The organism is Arthrobacter sp. 2MCAF15 (assembly GCF_052115605.1).
GTDB lineage: Bacteria > Actinomycetota > Actinomycetes > Actinomycetales > Micrococcaceae > Arthrobacter.
Genome location: NZ_JBFRGZ010000002.1, coordinates 41007 through 55739, shown reverse-complemented (window position 1 = coordinate 55739; position 14733 = coordinate 41007). Strand labels below are relative to the sequence as shown.

At 68.4% G+C, this 14733-nt stretch carries 14 protein-coding genes; 5 read left to right on the top strand and 9 right to left on the bottom strand.

The features are described 5' to 3' along the window. Nucleotides 1–200: 200 nt before the first annotated feature. From AB4089_RS02370 to AB4089_RS02350, 5 genes are all read right to left on the bottom strand, one after another. Nucleotides 201–1625: a sulfate adenylyltransferase subunit 1 gene (locus AB4089_RS02370; RefSeq protein WP_441407728.1), complete on the bottom strand. Its 1425-nt coding sequence runs from the start codon at nucleotides 1623–1625 to the stop codon at nucleotides 201–203. After that, nucleotides 1625–2572 carry a sulfate adenylyltransferase subunit CysD gene (gene cysD / locus AB4089_RS02365; RefSeq protein WP_441407727.1) on the bottom strand — a complete coding sequence of 316 codons (948 nt, stop codon included), beginning with the start codon at nucleotides 2570–2572 and terminating at the stop codon, nucleotides 1625–1627. The genes AB4089_RS02370 and cysD overlap by 1 nt, the downstream gene beginning before the upstream one ends. Then, nucleotides 2569–3315, bottom strand: a complete 747-nt coding sequence (locus AB4089_RS02360; protein ID WP_441407726.1) for a phosphoadenylyl-sulfate reductase — start codon at nucleotides 3313–3315, stop codon at nucleotides 2569–2571. The genes cysD and AB4089_RS02360 overlap by 4 nt, the downstream gene beginning before the upstream one ends. Continuing rightward, nucleotides 3312–5051 (bottom strand): nitrite/sulfite reductase, encoded by a 1740-nt coding sequence (locus AB4089_RS02355; RefSeq protein WP_441407725.1) that lies wholly within the window; start codon nucleotides 5049–5051, stop codon nucleotides 3312–3314. The genes AB4089_RS02360 and AB4089_RS02355 overlap by 4 nt, the downstream gene beginning before the upstream one ends. Before the next feature lie 131 nt (nucleotides 5052–5182). Then, nucleotides 5183–5929, bottom strand: coding sequence for a sirohydrochlorin chelatase (locus AB4089_RS02350; RefSeq protein ID WP_441407724.1), 747 nt, complete (start codon nucleotides 5927–5929; stop codon nucleotides 5183–5185). Between the two features lie 60 nt (nucleotides 5930–5989). On the opposite strand from AB4089_RS02350, the gene AB4089_RS02345 reads away from it, so the two are divergent. Then, entirely contained in the window at nucleotides 5990–6655 is a 666-nt protein-coding gene (locus AB4089_RS02345) for a trimeric intracellular cation channel family protein (RefSeq protein ID WP_441407723.1), read from the top strand. Nucleotides 6656–6675: 20 nt separating this feature from the next. Further along, nucleotides 6676–7104, top strand: a complete 429-nt coding sequence (locus AB4089_RS02340) for a hypothetical protein (protein WP_229995872.1) — start codon at nucleotides 6676–6678, stop codon at nucleotides 7102–7104. Nucleotides 7105–7272: 168 nt separating this feature from the next. Here AB4089_RS02340 and AB4089_RS02335 read toward each other — a convergent pair whose 3' ends face one another. Next, the gene (locus AB4089_RS02335; protein WP_441407722.1) at nucleotides 7273–8094 is read right to left on the bottom strand and encodes an endonuclease domain-containing protein; all 822 of its coding nucleotides are present in this window, start codon (nucleotides 8092–8094) and stop codon (nucleotides 7273–7275) included. Here AB4089_RS02335 and AB4089_RS02330 point away from each other — a divergent pair. Beyond that, on the top strand, nucleotides 8093–8248 hold the full coding sequence (locus tag AB4089_RS02330) for a hypothetical protein (RefSeq protein WP_441407721.1): 156 nt from the start codon (nucleotides 8093–8095) through the stop codon (nucleotides 8246–8248). The genes AB4089_RS02335 and AB4089_RS02330 overlap by 2 nt on opposite strands. Before the next feature lie 400 nt (nucleotides 8249–8648). Here AB4089_RS02330 and AB4089_RS02325 read toward each other — a convergent pair whose 3' ends face one another. From AB4089_RS02325 to AB4089_RS02315, 3 genes are read right to left on the bottom strand one after another with little or no spacing between them, the layout of a single operon-like run. Further along, nucleotides 8649–9749, bottom strand: coding sequence for a polyprenyl synthetase family protein (locus AB4089_RS02325; protein WP_441407720.1), 1101 nt, complete (start codon nucleotides 9747–9749; stop codon nucleotides 8649–8651). Further along, on the bottom strand, nucleotides 9746–11152 hold the full coding sequence (locus AB4089_RS02320) for a geranylgeranyl reductase family protein (RefSeq protein WP_441407719.1): 1407 nt from the start codon (nucleotides 11150–11152) through the stop codon (nucleotides 9746–9748). Before AB4089_RS02320 ends, AB4089_RS02325 begins: the two co-directional genes overlap by 4 nt. 12 nt (nucleotides 11153–11164) lie before the next feature. Further along, the gene (locus tag AB4089_RS02315) at nucleotides 11165–11959 is read right to left on the bottom strand and encodes a demethylmenaquinone methyltransferase (protein ID WP_441407933.1); all 795 of its coding nucleotides are present in this window, start codon (nucleotides 11957–11959) and stop codon (nucleotides 11165–11167) included. Nucleotides 11960–12111: 152 nt separating this feature from the next. Here AB4089_RS02315 and AB4089_RS02310 point away from each other — a divergent pair, with 152 nt between their 5' ends. Together AB4089_RS02310 and AB4089_RS02305 are read left to right on the top strand one after the other, a co-directional pair. After that, on the top strand, nucleotides 12112–13488 hold the full coding sequence (locus AB4089_RS02310; protein ID WP_441407718.1) for an isochorismate synthase: 1377 nt from the start codon (nucleotides 12112–12114) through the stop codon (nucleotides 13486–13488). A gap of 285 nt (nucleotides 13489–13773) precedes the next feature. Further along, entirely contained in the window at nucleotides 13774–14727 is a 954-nt protein-coding gene (locus AB4089_RS02305; RefSeq protein WP_441407717.1) for an ABC transporter substrate-binding protein, read from the top strand. The last annotated feature ends 6 nt before the right edge of the window (nucleotides 14728–14733 follow it).

The following is a 14733-nucleotide window of genomic DNA, read 5'->3' as shown; positions in this document are numbered from 1 at the left end:
TCGACAAGACCGTGGAACCGTTCCGTCGTCGTCATTCATTCACCATAGGGAGTGTCATAAACGCGGTTCAATGGCCCGGAAACCGGGGGTCACGCAAGTTCATGCAGCGTCATATTCGGCCGAAAAAGACGGCAGCCTGTTTCCTGGCCCGCGGCAATTGCTGCGGGCAAGGAAACAGGCTGCACCCGTGAGGAGGGGCGTCAGATCGCGTAGCGCTCGTCCTCGTGGTCTCCCGGGTGGTCATTGACCAGGCCGGCGGCAAGGGTGTTGCCGTCGAGCGGGTCGATCACCAGGAACGCCCCGGTGCGGCGGTGGTGCAGGTAGTTCTCCAGCGGCAGCGCGGCGGCGAGCCGAAGCTGCGCGTGCCCGATGTCGTTCAGCTCCAGCGTGGACGTCGGTTCCAGGCCGAAGCTGGCGAGGTCCACCTTGCCTGTCACATTCCGGACCAGGGCCTGGACCGTGCGGGTGCCGTGCTTGACCAGCACCTTGGCGCCCTCGCGGAGCGGCTTGGGCGAGAGCCAGCACAGGGCGGCGTAGAGGTCCGCGCTGGCCTCGCGGACGGTGCCCGCAGCCGCGATCGTGTCGCCGCGGGCGACGTCGAACTCGTCGGCCAGGCGCAGCGCCACGGACTGCGGGGCGGCAGCCTCGGCGAGCTCGCTGCCCGCGAAGTCGATCCCGGTGACCGTGGTGGTGCGCGGGGCCTGGCCCGGGGTCAGGATGCTGACCTGGTCCCCCACCTTGACCGAACCTTCGGTGATCTGCCCGGCGTAGGCGCGGTAGTCGCGGTACGCCTCGGCGTCGAGCCCGGCTGCGATCGCGTCCGGCGCCAGTGCGCCCTGCGGCCGGATGACCAGCTGGACGGGGAAGCGGAAGCTCTCCAGGTGGCTTTCGAGCTCGTCGGCGGCCGGCAGCGTCTCCAGGACTTCCAGCAGCGCCGGACCGGTGTACCAGGGGGTGCGCTCCGAGGCGTCCACCACGTTGTCGCCGTCGAGCGCGGACACCGGGATGACCCGGAGATCGGCGACACCGTCGGACCCCAGCCCGAGCTCGCGCCCCACCCGCTGGACGTCTGCCTCGATTTCGCGGAACACGTCCTCGCTGAAGTCCACGAGGTCGATCTTGTTCACGGCCACGATCACGTGCGCCACGCGCAGCAGCTGCAGCACGGACAGGTGCCGGCGGGTCTGCTCCAGGACACCCTTGCGGGCGTCGATGAGCACGACGACGGCGTCCGCGGTGGACGCGCCGGTCACAGTGTTCTTGGTGTACTGCACGTGACCGGGGCAGTCCGCGAGGATGAAGCTGCGGCGGTCCGTGGCGAAGTAGCGGTACGCGACGTCGATGGTGATGCCTTGCTCGCGCTCGGCGCGCAGGCCGTCGGTCAGCAGTGCGAGGTCGATCGCCTTCGTGCCGGTGGCCCCGGCCCCGCCGAAGCCGCGGTCCGCGGACGTGCGGGCGACGGCGTCGAGCTGGTCGGCGAGGATCGCCTTCGAGTCGTGCAGGAGCCGGCCCACCAGCGTGGACTTGCCGTCATCGACCGAGCCCGCGGTGGCGAAGCGGAACAGGGTGGTGGGCAGCGCCCCGGACACCAGGTCCGGGTCCGGGAGAAACGTTTCCGTGCTCATTAGAAATAGCCGTCCTTCTTGCGGTCTTCCATGGCGGCCTCGGAGATGCGGTCATCGGCCCGGGTGGCGCCACGTTCGGTGATGGTCGAGGCGGCAACCTCAATGACGACGTCGCGCACGGTGGCGGCGGCCGATTCCACGGCGCCGGTGCAGGACATGTCCCCGACGGTCCTGTACCGGACGGTCTTGGTGATGACTTCCTCGTTCTCGCGCGGCTGGGAGACCTCGCCGACTGCGCGCCACATGCCGTCGCGGGCGAAGACTTCGCGGTCGTGGGCGTAGTACAGGCCGGGCAGTTCGATGCCTTCGCGCTCGATGTAGCGCCACACATCCAGTTCGGTCCAGTTGCTGATCGGGAACGCACGGACGTGCTGGCCCACGGTGTGCCGGCCGTTGTACAGGTTCCACAGCTCGGGGCGCTGGTTGCGCGGGTCCCACTGGCCAAATTCGTCGCGCAGGCTCAGGATCCGCTCCTTGGCGCGGGCCTTGTCCTCGTCGCGGCGGCCGCCGCCGAAGACGGCGTCGAACTTGTTGCGCTGGATCGCGTCCAGCAGCGGGACAGTCTGCAGCGGGTTGCGGGTGCCGTCGGCACGTTCGGCCAGTTCACCGGAGTCGATGAACTCCTGGACGGAGCCGACAACCAGCTTCAGGCCCAGCCGCTCCACCGTGCGGTCGCGGAAATCGATGACCTCGGGAAAGTTGTGGCCGGTGTCCACGTGCAGCACGGGGAAGGGCACCTTGCCCGGCCAGAAGGCCTTGGTGGCCAGGTGCAGCATGACCACGGAGTCCTTGCCGCCGGAGAACAGCAGCGCCGGCTTCTCGAACTCGGCGACCACTTCGCGGATGATGTGGATGGCCTCGGACTCGAGGGTGTCCAGGCTGGAGAGGCGTGTGGAAACGGGAGCGTCGGTCACCTGTGTGGGCTCCTCAGTCAGGAAAGTGCTCATACGTGTAGTCCGCATTCTGTCTTGTCGGTTCCTGCCCAGCGGCCGGCGCGGGGATCATCGCCGGGCGCTACCTTGCGGGTGCAAGGCTGGCAGCCAATGGACGGGTAGCCCTGTGAAAGCAGCGGGTTGACGGGCAGGAGGTTGTCGTCGGAATACTGCACCAGCTGGTCGAACGTCCAGGCCGCCACCGGGTTGACCTTGACCAGTCCGTTGGCCTCGTCCCAGGTGATCAGCGGGGTGTTGGTGCGGGTGGGGGCCTCGTCCCGGCGGACTCCGGTGAACCAGAGCTCGTAGCCGGCGAGGGTGCGGCGCAGGGGCGCGACTTTACGCAGGGCGCAGCACTGGGCGGGGTCGCGGGCGAACAGGTCCTTGCCCAGGAGCCGGTCCTGCTGCTCCACGGTGTTCTCCGGGAGGACGTCCACGACATTGACGCGCAGGTTGGCCGCGACCTCGTCGCGCGTCGCGTACGTCTCCGGGAAGTGGTAGCCGGTCTCCAGGAACAGGACGTCGACGCCGGGCAGCTGGTCCGCGACCAGCGCCGGCAGGACGGCGTCGGCCATGGAGCAGGCGACGGCGACCGCGGGCAGCTCGAAGTTGCGGGCAACCCAGGCGATGACGTCACGGGCCGGGGCGTCCCAGCCGAGCTCGGCGGAGCCGGCCTCGGCGAGGGCCTTGAGCTCCTCATGGGAGCGGAGTGCGACGGGGGCAGGCGATGCCGCCCCCAGCGGCTGAGCGTCGGTCACTGCAGATCACCCTCTTCGGCCGCGTGGGCCCATTCGGCGAAGGTCTGGCCTTCGGCGCGGTCCGCCACGAACTTCCGCACCACGCGTTCCACGTAGTCCGGCAGGTCCGCAACGTAGACCTTCAGGCCGCGGACGGTGCGTCCGAGGCCGGCCTCTTCGCGGTCCGAGGACGCCAGCCCGCCGCCGAGGTGGACCTGGAAACCCGGGCTGGGGTCGCCGTCGGGCGTGGGGAGCATCATGCCCTTGAGCCCGATGTCCGCGGTCTGGATGCGGGCGCAGGAGTTGGGGCAGCCGTTGATGTGCAGGGACAGTGCGTGGGGCAGCTGGCCGCTGTCCGCGAGGTCGGCGAGGCGGCGTTCCAGTTCGGCGACGGCGGTGGCCGCGGTGACCTTGGTCTCCACGATGGCCAGCTTGCAGTACTCGATGCCGGTGCAGGCGATGGTGCCGCGGCGGAAGACGGACGGCCGGGCGGACAGGCCCAGGGCGTCCAGTTCTGCCACGAGCGGCTCAACCTCGTCCTTGGGCACGTCCAGCACGACGAGCTTCTGGTGCGGGGTGGTGCGCAGGCGGTGGGAGCCGCGGGCCTCGAGGGTGTCCGCGAGCTTGACCAGCTGGCTGCCGGAGAGGCGGCCGGCGATGGGGGTGGCGCCGATGAAGAACTTGCCGTCCTTTTGTTCGTGCACGCCCACGTGGTCGCCCGGGGTGGACGGCTTGGGCGCGGCGGGACCGTCGGCCAGCTTGTAGCCGAGGTACTCGTCCTCGAGGATCTGGCGGAACTTCTCCGGGCCCCAGTCGGCCATGAGGAACTTCAGGCGCGCCTTGGTGCGCATGCGGCGGTACCCGTAGTCGCGGAAGATGCTGGTGACGCCGAGCCAGACGTCGGCAGCCTGCTCGGGGGTGACGAACGCGCCGAGGCGCTTGCCCAGCATCGGGTTCGTGGACAGTGCGCCGCCGGCCCAGAGGTCGTAGCCGATGCCGAGTTCGGGGTGCTTGACGCCGACGAGGGCGAAGTCGTTGATCTCGTGCACCACGTCCTGGCTGGGGTGGCCGGTGATGGCGGTCTTGTACTTGCGCGGCAGGTTGGACAGCAGCGGGTTGCCGATGAACCGTTCGCCCAGCTCGGCGATGAGCGGGGTGGGGTCGATGATTTCGTCCTTCGCGATGCCGGCCACGGGCGAGCCGAGGATGACGCGGGGAACGTCGCCGCAGGCTTCGGTCGTGGACAGGCCCACGCCTTCGAGCCGCTTCCAGATCTCGGGAATATCTTCCACGCGGATCCAGTGCAGCTGGATGTTCTGCCGGTCGGTGAGGTCGGCCGAGTCGCGGCCGAAGTCGACTGAGATGTTGCCGATGACGCGCAGCTGCTCGGTGGTGAGCGCGCCGCCGTCGATCCTCACGCGGAGCATGAAGTACTTGTCTTCGAGCTCGTGCGGCTCAAGGGTGGCGGTCTTGCCGCCGTCGATCCCGGGCTTGCGCTGGGTGTACAGACCCCACCAGCGGAAGCGGCCGTGCAGGTCCTGGCCCGGGATGGAGTCGAAGCCGTCCTTGGAGTAGATGGACTCGATACGTTCGCGGACGTTGAGGCCGTCGTCTTCCTGTTTCCAGGTTTCGTTGGCGTTCAGCGGCGTGGTTCCGTCGACCTTCCACTGGCCGTGGGGCTTGGCGGCAGGCCGGGAGGCACGGGCCGGGCGCGAGGGCTTGTCCGTGGACGCTCCGGCTAGAGCTGTATCAGTCATGCATCGACTGTAGGGGTGGCCGTAATGCCGTCACAAAGGGTCGGAAACGGGAAGTCACCTAGGGAAACATTTCGTCACGAACCGCCCAAAACCCTTGATCGATCCGTGCGCCTGTGCATCGGCGGGGACGGTCAGCCCGGCAGCTGGGAGGCTGCCACCAGCGCCGCGTCGTAGCGTTCCAGCGCAATTTCGGCGAGGACCGGCGAGGGCAGGAGCGGCGCCGTCACCAGGTCCGCGCCGGCCTTGGCCAGCTGGTCATGGAAGAAGCCGGGCGCCAGGAGATAGGAGGCGATCACCACCCGTCCGCCCAGGTCCACCGCCCCGGCCGACTCCCCCGCGCCGGCGCCGCCGGCCTCCTCCTCGCGGAGCATGGCGACGGCCTCGGGGACCGAGGGCTTGGCCGAGGCGCCATACCCCGCCACGATCCGGTTGGACCGCAGCGCCCGGAGCTGGTCGGCGAGCTCCTCGACGTTCTTCGAGGCGCTGGGATCGGAGGAACCGGCGGCGGCGAGGACCACGGCGTCGTTGTCCGTCACCCCGGCCTCGCGCAGGCGCTGGTCCAGCAGCGCCGCGAGCCGCGGGTCCGGGCCCAGCGGCGCGGCGGCAAGGGTGTCCGGCCGGCTCTTCACGGCCCGGGCGATGTCCACCTTGACGTGGTAGCCGACGCTGAGCAGCAGCGGAACCACGACGGCGCGCTCCCCCGCCGGGAGCCCCGCAACGACGGCCGGCAGGTCCGGATCCTGCACGTCGACGTAGGCCTCGCGGACGTCCAGTCCCGGACGGAGCCCGGCGATGCCGTCCCGGAGCGCGTTGACCTCCGCGGCTCCGTGCGGGCTGGACGTGCCATGGGCGCAGGCGATCAGGATGGGGCTATTCATAGCCGTTAGCGTAACCTTGGAGCCGCCCCATCCGCCCCTTGTTATCGACCGGGACGCTTCATGACCTTCTCCTTCAGCCTTGTCCTGGTCTGGCTTGACCTTGCCGGCGTCTTCTTCTTTGCGGTCTCGGGCTCACTGCTCGCGGCGCGGAAGCAGTTCGACATCATCGGCTCGCTGCTCCTGGCCTCGCTGGTGAGCCTTGGCGGGGGCGTCATCCGCGACATCATCATCAACGCGGGCCCGCCCGCAGCGTTCACCAACCCGGCCTACCTGGCGCCTCCCCTGTTCGCCACGGTGCTGGTGTATTTCCTGTTCTCCAGCGTCCAGCGCTTCACGTCGCTGCTGGTCCTGTTCGACGCCGGCGGGCTGGCCCTGTTCTGCATCACCGGCACCCTGAAGGCCCTGGCCGCCGGGATGAACCCGGTGGCGGCCGTGCTGCTGGGGGTCACGACGGCGGTGGGCGGCGGCCTGCTCCGGGACATCACCGCGAACGAGGTGCCGCAGCTCTTCGACCCCAAGGACCTGTACGCGCTGCCGGCGTTCGCGGGGGCGGCATCGACCGCGATCCTGTCCCTGACGGGGGCTTTCACAGCGGTGAGTGCCGGCGCTGTCGCCGCCGTCGTTTTCGCCTTCCGGGTCACCGCCTGGCGGCGCCACTGGTACGTTCCGCTGGCCGTCCGCGGCTGGCACCGGCTGGGCCTGGACGAGGCGGAAAACGACCGCTGAGGATTAGCTAGGATAAGACCATGACTGACATGTTCCTCGAGAAATTCCGCGCGCTTGTCCCGAAGTATCTCGAAGACGAATGGCAGGAAGAAGATGGCCTGGCGGCCGACGAGCTCGACGCCGCCCTCGCCGAACACCAGTTCCAGGTCCCGCTGGTCCTGCGCGAGTTCTACCTCGCCGTCGGCGGGTGCGAGGACATCATGGAGGCCTACCACTACTTCTGGGACCCCGAAGAGCTCGAAGTCGACGACGAAGGCTTCCTCATGTTCCTCGAGGACGAGGAGGAGCAGTTCACCTGGGGCTTCCGCGTGGGAGACCTCAGCATCCCCGATCCCATCGTGTACCGCCGCAACAACGCCCGCGGCCAGTGGAAGAGCGAAGAGGGGACTTTCTCCGAATTCGTCTTCGACATGTTCGAGTGGGCCTTCAACGACGAGGACGAAGACTAAGCCCGGGGCTGGCCGCCCCGCCTCCAGCCTTCCCCGGCCTGCTGCGCTGCCTGCCCCCGCTGCGCTGTCTGCCCCGCGGCGGATTCTCCCCATGTTTGGCCTCCCTCGACGGAGTGTCCGGCAAACCGGCGGTGATTTTCGGCGTCGGACGTTCATACCTGGGGAATTTCAGCGGATGACCCGGCCGCGGAGCACCTGCCACACCTCATCAACCACCTTCTGCGGGGTGTGGACCACGTCCTGATACCCGTAGCGGAGCACGGCATAGCCCGTCAGGGTGCTGGCGTTGTTCCGCCCGCGGTCCTTCCTGACCTGCGCCCGCTCAAGATGGGTGCTCCCGTCGATCTCCACGATCAGGAATCCCTCCAGCAGGAAATCCACAATGCCGATCCCGGGCAGCGCCACCTGCGTCTGGGCGCCAATACCCTGGCTCCGGAAGAGCAGCCTCGCAACGACCTCGATGGCTGAACCCGCCGTGCCGTCGACCAGCTCCAGGACTGCGCGGGCGGCGCCGTTCCGGTTTCCCGGCAGCCGGTCCCGCAGGTAGTCGAGGGTGGTGCGGCCCTGGAGAAGGGCGCTTTCCACCATGACGGCGGCCTCGACAGCGGGCAGGCACCGCAGCGCATGGAGCAGGGTGTCCGTCAGACCGGCCACTGGCAACGGGAACACCGGCGGCACTACAGTACCGCGGTGGATGACGGCGCCGGGCGCTGATCCGTGCGCGCAGAGCAGGTGCAGCCGTTCGGGCTCATGAAGGCGCCATATGCCGTGGAACGGCGCGGCGGAGGCGCAGCAGAGCGTGCCGTTCGCGAGCACGGCGGCCACCAGATCAGGCCTGGCGCCCTCCAGGGCCACGACTCCGTGGCGCAGCCGTGACATCTCCCCCGCAGCCACGGCAATCCTGATGCTCCGCTCGGAGAAGCCGGCCTGCAACAGCGTCCCCGTCCGGGCCACGGAGCCGGCGGATTTGAGGTAAGTGGTGAGGTCCATGAGCCCAGCACAGTCCCGGCCCGAGCGCACCAACAGCCTTGTTGGCATCTATGTGGAAAATTCCGGCGCCGGCACCCCCAGGCTTTTGCGCCGACTTTCCCCAGTTTTGACGGCGTCCGACGGCGCGTCCCGCCTGCGGGCCGGCGTGTCCTGAAGCTGCCCGGCCAAAGGTGGGGAAACTCGGCGCGACAACACTGGCATGGACCTGAGAATCTTATGACAAGAAAATAACAGAAAGGGCTGGACGCTATGACACAACTGTCATAGACTCATTTCTGGGTTCACCAAATGCCTCCGGTGGATCTGATGCGAACGGAGAAATGGCCCCGGTTCGGCACAACGGAAGACTCGAACGTTGTGAGGAACCGGGGCCATTCCGTTTAAGAATCAGCAGGCCCGGCCGAATCAGCCCGGCGCGGCCACGTGACGAGATCGCCCCGGCGCGGCCAACCAGGCAAGATCAGCCGCCGTGCCAACCCTGACCCACCGGCCGGGGCGCGGCCGGAAGTGCCGAACGAGCCCGGCCGGACCGGCCCAAGAACCAACCCGGCGGGCTAGCTGCTGCGGTTCACTACCGCGTGGGCGAAGCTGGTCAGCGAGGCCTTGACGACGCCTTCGGGCAGCGGGGCAAGCGCGGCGATGGCCTCATCGGCCCAGGCGCGCGCCACCACCCAGGACTCCGCCGTGACGGGATGCTCGCGGAGTCCGGCCACGGCCGCGGCCAGGGCCTCGTCCGAGCTGAGGTCGCCGTCGATCAGGGTGAGCAGTTCGACGGCGGACTGGTCACCGTCACGGGCGGCGTTGCGGAGCAGGAGCACGGGCAGGGTGGGGACGCCTTCGCGCAGGTCGGTTCCCGGGGACTTGCCGGACTTGACCTTGATCCCGGTGACGTCGATGACGTCGTCGGCGAGCTGGAAGGCCACGCCCACCTTTTCGCCGTACTCGACCAGCAGGGGCTCGTAGGCCTCGTCGGCGCCGGAGAAGATCGCACCCAGCTGGCCGGAGGCCGCCACGAGCGAGCCGGTCTTGTCGGCGATGACCGACAGGTAGTGAGCCAGGGGGTCCTCGTCAGGGCGGGGTCCCACGGTCTCGTGCAGCTGTCCGAGGCAGAGCCGCTCGAAGGTTCGCGCCTGGATGCCCAGCGCGCGGGAGCCGAGCTCCGAGACCAGAATGGACGCACGCGCGAAGATGAGGTCACCGGTCAGGACGGCCACGGAGTTGCCCCAGACCTCGTGGGCCGTCGGCGCCCCGCGGCGGAACGGCGCGGAGTCCATGACGTCGTCGTGGTACAGGGTGGCGAGGTGCGTCAGTTCGACGACGACGGCGGCCTGCACCACGGCGGGCAGGGAGGCGTCGCCGAGGTGGGCGCACAGCAGGGTCAGGAGCGGACGGATGCGCTTGCCGCCGGCTTCCACGAGGTGACGCGATGTTGCGTCAGCCAGGGGGTCGGAATTGGCGATGGCTTCGCGCAGCCTTTTCTCGACGCGGGCCAGGTTGGTGGTCAGGGCGGGGCCCAGCTCGGGGTCGCCGGCAATGGCCGCGAAGCCTGCCGGCAGTTGGAGGCCGGTGGCGATCGCCGTGGTGTTGAGGGAGGGTTCAGAGCTCGGCAGGCCGTGTCCGGCGTGCGTCCAGCTTTGGTCGGCAGAGTTGGTCACGGGTTAACCCTAACTTTTGTTGCGGAATCCGCGGAGTTGGCGCCGGTGTGCGGACCGCTGTCCGTGGTGGGCGTGGCCTGATTGGACTTTGCCTGCTTCGACGGTGCCTGATTCGAAGTTGCAGGAACCAGGGATTCCAGGACGCGGATGACCCGGTCCTCGAAGCCCTTGGCGGCGGGATCTGTGAGGTTGGCCAGCATCCGCACCACAAAACGCATGAGCACCGGGATGGGCATGCCCGTCCGCAGGGCCAGTTTCATGACGGCCGGCTTGCCGATCAGGGCGGCGAACGCCCGGCCCAGCGTGAAGTGCGAGCCCCACTGTTCCCGGACATGGTCGGCGTACCGGGAAAGGTGCGCGTCGGCGGCTCTGGTGGCTTCCGTTCCGGAGCCCCAGCCTGCCGACGCGGACCGGGCGGCGCCGTCGATGATGAATTCGGCCGCAAAGCGGGCGGACTCCATAGCATAGGAGATGCCCTCGCCGTTGAACGGGGACACCATGCCGCCGGCGTCGCCGAGCAGCAGCAGGCCAGGAGAGTAGTGCGGCGTGCGGTTGAAGCCCATGGGCAGCGCGGCGCCGCGGATCTCGCCCACCTGGTTCTCGGGCGCGAAGCCCCACTCGGCGGGCATGCCGGCGGTCCATTCGCGCAGCACCTGCTTGTAGTCCAGCTTGCCGAAGTCCTTCGAGGAGTTCAGGATGCCCAGGCCCACGTTGGAGGTGCCGTCGCCGACGCCGAAAACCCAGCCGTAGCCGGGCAGCAGTTTGCCGTCGCGGCCGGGAAGCTCCAGCCAGCCTTCCATCCAGTCGTCCTCGTGCCGGGGACTGGTGAAATAGGTCCGCACGGCAACGCCGAGCGGCCGGTCATCGCGCTTGCTGATGCCCAGCGAGACGGCGGTACGCGTGGAGTTGCCGTCCGCCGCGAGGACGACGTCGGCGCTGAAGTCGCGCGTTTCGCCGGTCTTGCGCCCGGACTCGTCCAGCAGCGCGGCGCGGACGCCGGCCACCCGGCCGTCCTCGGAGCGCAGCGCCTCGGTGACGCTGTGGCGTTCCAGCACGACGGCGCCCGCGGACCGGGCATGCGTGGCCAGCTGTTCGTCGAAGCCGAGCCGGGTCCGGATCAGCCCGTACTGCGGGAAGTCGGAGACCTCGGGCCAGGGCAGTTCGATGGTGCGGCCGCCGGCGATCAGGCGCAGGCCCTTGTTGCGGCGCCAGCCCTCGGTTTCCGGATGCGGGAGTCCCAGCTTCTGGATCTCGCGGACCGCGCGCGGAGTCAGGCCGTCGCCGCAGACCTTCTCGCGGGGAAAGCTGGTTTTCTCCAGCACCGTGACGTCAATACCGGCTTTGGCAAGGTAGTAGGCGGCAGTGGAACCGGCCGGCCCCGCTCCGACGATCAGTACTTTCACGACGCGTATCGGCTAACGCCCGGGCCGGGTGATGTTGCGGCGCAGCTTGGCCACGGGTCCGGTGTGGGCCGCCAGCGCTGCCGCCCCGCTGGCGGGATCACCTGTGGGGCCGGCCAGCGGCTTCTGGGCCCGGTGCACGGCGACGATTCCGCCGCTGAGGTTGCGGTAGGTGACGGATTCCCAGCCGGCTTCCTGCAGCCAGGCCGCCAGGTGGTCCTGGTCCGGCCAGGCACGGATGGACTCGGCCAGGTAGACGTAGGCGTCCGGGTTGGAGGAGACCTTGACGGCGATGGCCGGCAGGGCCCGCATGAGGTATTCGGTGTACATGGTGCGCCAGAGCGGCACCACAGGCTGGGAGAACTCGGCAATGACCAGCCGGCCGCCGGGCTTGGTGACCCGCAGCATCTCGGCCAGGGCCTTCTTGGGCTCGTTGACGTTGCGCAGGCCGAAGGAGATCGTGCTGGCATCAAAGGTGTTGTCCGCGAAAGGCAGGCGTGTGGCGTCCCCGGCGATGAAGTCGATGTCCGGGCGGCGGCGCTTGCCGACCTTGAGCATGCCAAGGGAGAAATCGCAGGCGATCACGTCGATGCCGGCGTCGGCATACGGCTCGCTGGAGGTGCCCGTGCCGGCAGCAAGGTCCAGCACTCGCTGGCCGGCCGAAACGCCCACGGCGTCGACCACCACTTTGCGCCAACGCCGCGTCTGCCCCATCGACAGGACATCGTTGACGACGTCGTATTTGGGGGCGACGTCGTCAAACATCGTGGCTACTTCGTCCGGACGCTTATCCAAGGATGCTCGGTTCACCATGCCATTGTCTCAAATGATCGGCTCGCCCACGAACGGGCCGCCAATCAACGCCGCTTTCACCTGCGGCAACGGACGGGCCCGCCGCGCGCAGCCCCTGCCGGCCGGTGATTATCCACGGCAGGGCGATCACGGGCTAGTGTTATGCCATCATGACGAGCACGTTCCGCACCTTGACAGTCCCCCTCGATGCCGAAACTTTCCCCGGGGGCCTGCCGTCGTTTCTGGTCCGGGACGATGTCCACTGCTGGACCCGCCGCGAGGCCGGACTCGTGGGCTTCGGCGAGATCGCCCGGTTCACCGCCACCGGCGCCGAGCGCTTCCTTGAGGCCGACATCTGGTGGCGCCACCTGGTCCTCGAGGCGGACATCGAGGACGCCGTGGACTGTCCCGGCACGGGCCCTGTCGCTTTCGGTTCGTTCGCCTTCTCTAAAGCCTCCGCCCACGAGTCACGCCTGCTGGTCCCAGAGATCGTTGTGGGGCTCCGTGACGGCCAGGCCTGGCTCACCCAATTGACCTTCGACGACGGCGAACTCACCGAGGCCGGCGCGCGCGCCGCCCTGAACGGGTGGCTGGGCAGCGCCACTGCCGGTGCCGATACCGGCAGCACCGTGGTGGACGACCCGCTGCCGGTGCCCGCTCAGGCGGGTGGCGCCGTCGTACGCCCCTTGACGTTGGCTGCAGGGGCAACCCTGCACACCGGTTCCCTGACCGAGGAAGCCTGGATGGCTGCCGTTGCCGCCGGCGTCCAGGAGATCCGTACCGGCGCCCTGGAGAAGCTGGTGCTGGCGAGGGACATCGTGGCCACCGTCCCCACCGGCGTCAATGCCGCCCAGGTGCTGCGCGAACTGTCCGCCCGCTACCGTGAGTGCTGGACCTACGGCGTGGACGGACTGGTGGGGGCCACGCCGGAAATGCTGATCCAGGTGGAGGGCCGCACCGCCCAGGCCCGCGTCCTGGCCGGCACCCTGGACCGCCGGGACGCCGACGGCATGGACGGCTCCCCGCTGGAATTCGCCGAGCGCGTGCTGGCCGGCTCCGAGAAGCAGCGGCACGAGCACGACATCGCCATCCAGTCCCTGACCACGCAGCTGGCCCCGTTTTCCGAGGCCATGAACGCACACAGCGAACCGTTCATCCTGGAACTGCCCAACGTGTGGCACCTGGCCTCGGATGTGAAGGCCGAACTGGCCGAGGTGGAAGGCCACGTCCCCACCTGCCTGGCCCTGATCAACGCCCTGCACCCGACCGCCGCCGTCTGCGGCACCCCCACCACCGTGGCGGGTGCCCTGATCCGCAAGCTTGAGCACCTGGACCGCGGCCCGTATGCCGGCCCGGTCGGCTGGCTGGACGCGGCAGGCAACGGCGAGTGGGGCATCGCGCTGCGCGGCGCCGTCATCGAATCCCCGCAGACGGTCCGGCTGTACGCGGGCTGCGGCGTGGTGGATGGCTCGGTGCCCGAGACCGAGCTCGCCGAGACGTGGGCGAAGTTCCGCCCCATGCTGGAGTCGCTGGGAATCAGCAGCTAGCTCGTGGGGCATGGGGGGCCCGCGGGGCATGGGGGGCCTGCGGGGTCTGGGAGGCCTGCGGGGCCAGCGGGGGCCGTGACGCCCAAACGGCAGGGCCCGCAGAGGTCGCCGAACCGGCAGGAATCCGGGATTACAGACACATCGGGCATTGGGGATATTGCATTCGGGTCTGGTTTAGTTATCCAATAGTGAAACTTAGTTTTCTGTGACGTACATCTCTTTGTCGGCGATACACTTTTTATATCGACTTGAATACGCATCCCTCCTGCAACAAAAGGTAAGAAAATGCAGATCTCCCGTTCGCTCCTGAGCAACCCCGCACTCAAGGCCGCCACGGTCCTCGCCGTGAGCGCATTGGCCCTCACGGCCTGCACAAACGCCTCCGAGACCGGGACCGGCGGCGCGGCCACCGCTTCCGGCAGTGCCGCGGCCAGCTTTGACCCCAGCACGGTCCAGAAGGACGACGCGCTGGCCGCCATGCTGCCTGAGGCGATCAAGTCTAAAGGCACCCTGACGGTGGGCTCGGATACCTCCTATGCCCCTGCGGAATTCCTCGGCACCGACGGCCAGACCGCCGTGGGTTACGACGTCGACATCGCCAAGGCGATCGGCGCCGCTCTGGGCCTGAAGGTCCAGGTCCAGACGGCCGAATTCACTGGCATCCTTCCGGCCCTGGGCCCGAAGTACGATCTCGGAATCTCCTCCTTCACGATCAACCCGGAGCGGCTCGCCGCGGTGAACATGGTCAGCTACTACCAGGCCGGCACCGGCTGGGCCGTGCAGAAGGGCAACCCGAAGAAGGTCTCGCTGGATGACCTCTGCGGCAAGTCCATCGGCGTGCAGACCGGCACCATCCAGGAGGACCCGGACCTCTCCGGCCGCAACAAGAAGTGCCTGGCCGATGGCAAGCAGCCCATCAACATCGTGACGCTCAAGACCCAGACGGACATCACCACCCGCCTGGTCAACGGCAGCATCGATGCGATGGCGGCCGACTCGCCCATCATCGGCTACGCGCTGACCCAGACCAACGGCCAGCTCGAAAAGCTCGGCGAGGTCTACGACGCCGCGCCCCAGGGCATCGCCGTCGCCAAGTCCGACACGGCCCTGGCCGACGTCATCCAGAAGACCGTCGCCAAACTGATGCAGGACGGCTCCTACAAGAAGATCCTTGAGGGCTGGGGCGCCGCTGACGGTGCCATCACCACATCCCAGGTCAACCCGGCGGCGACATCTTGAGCATTC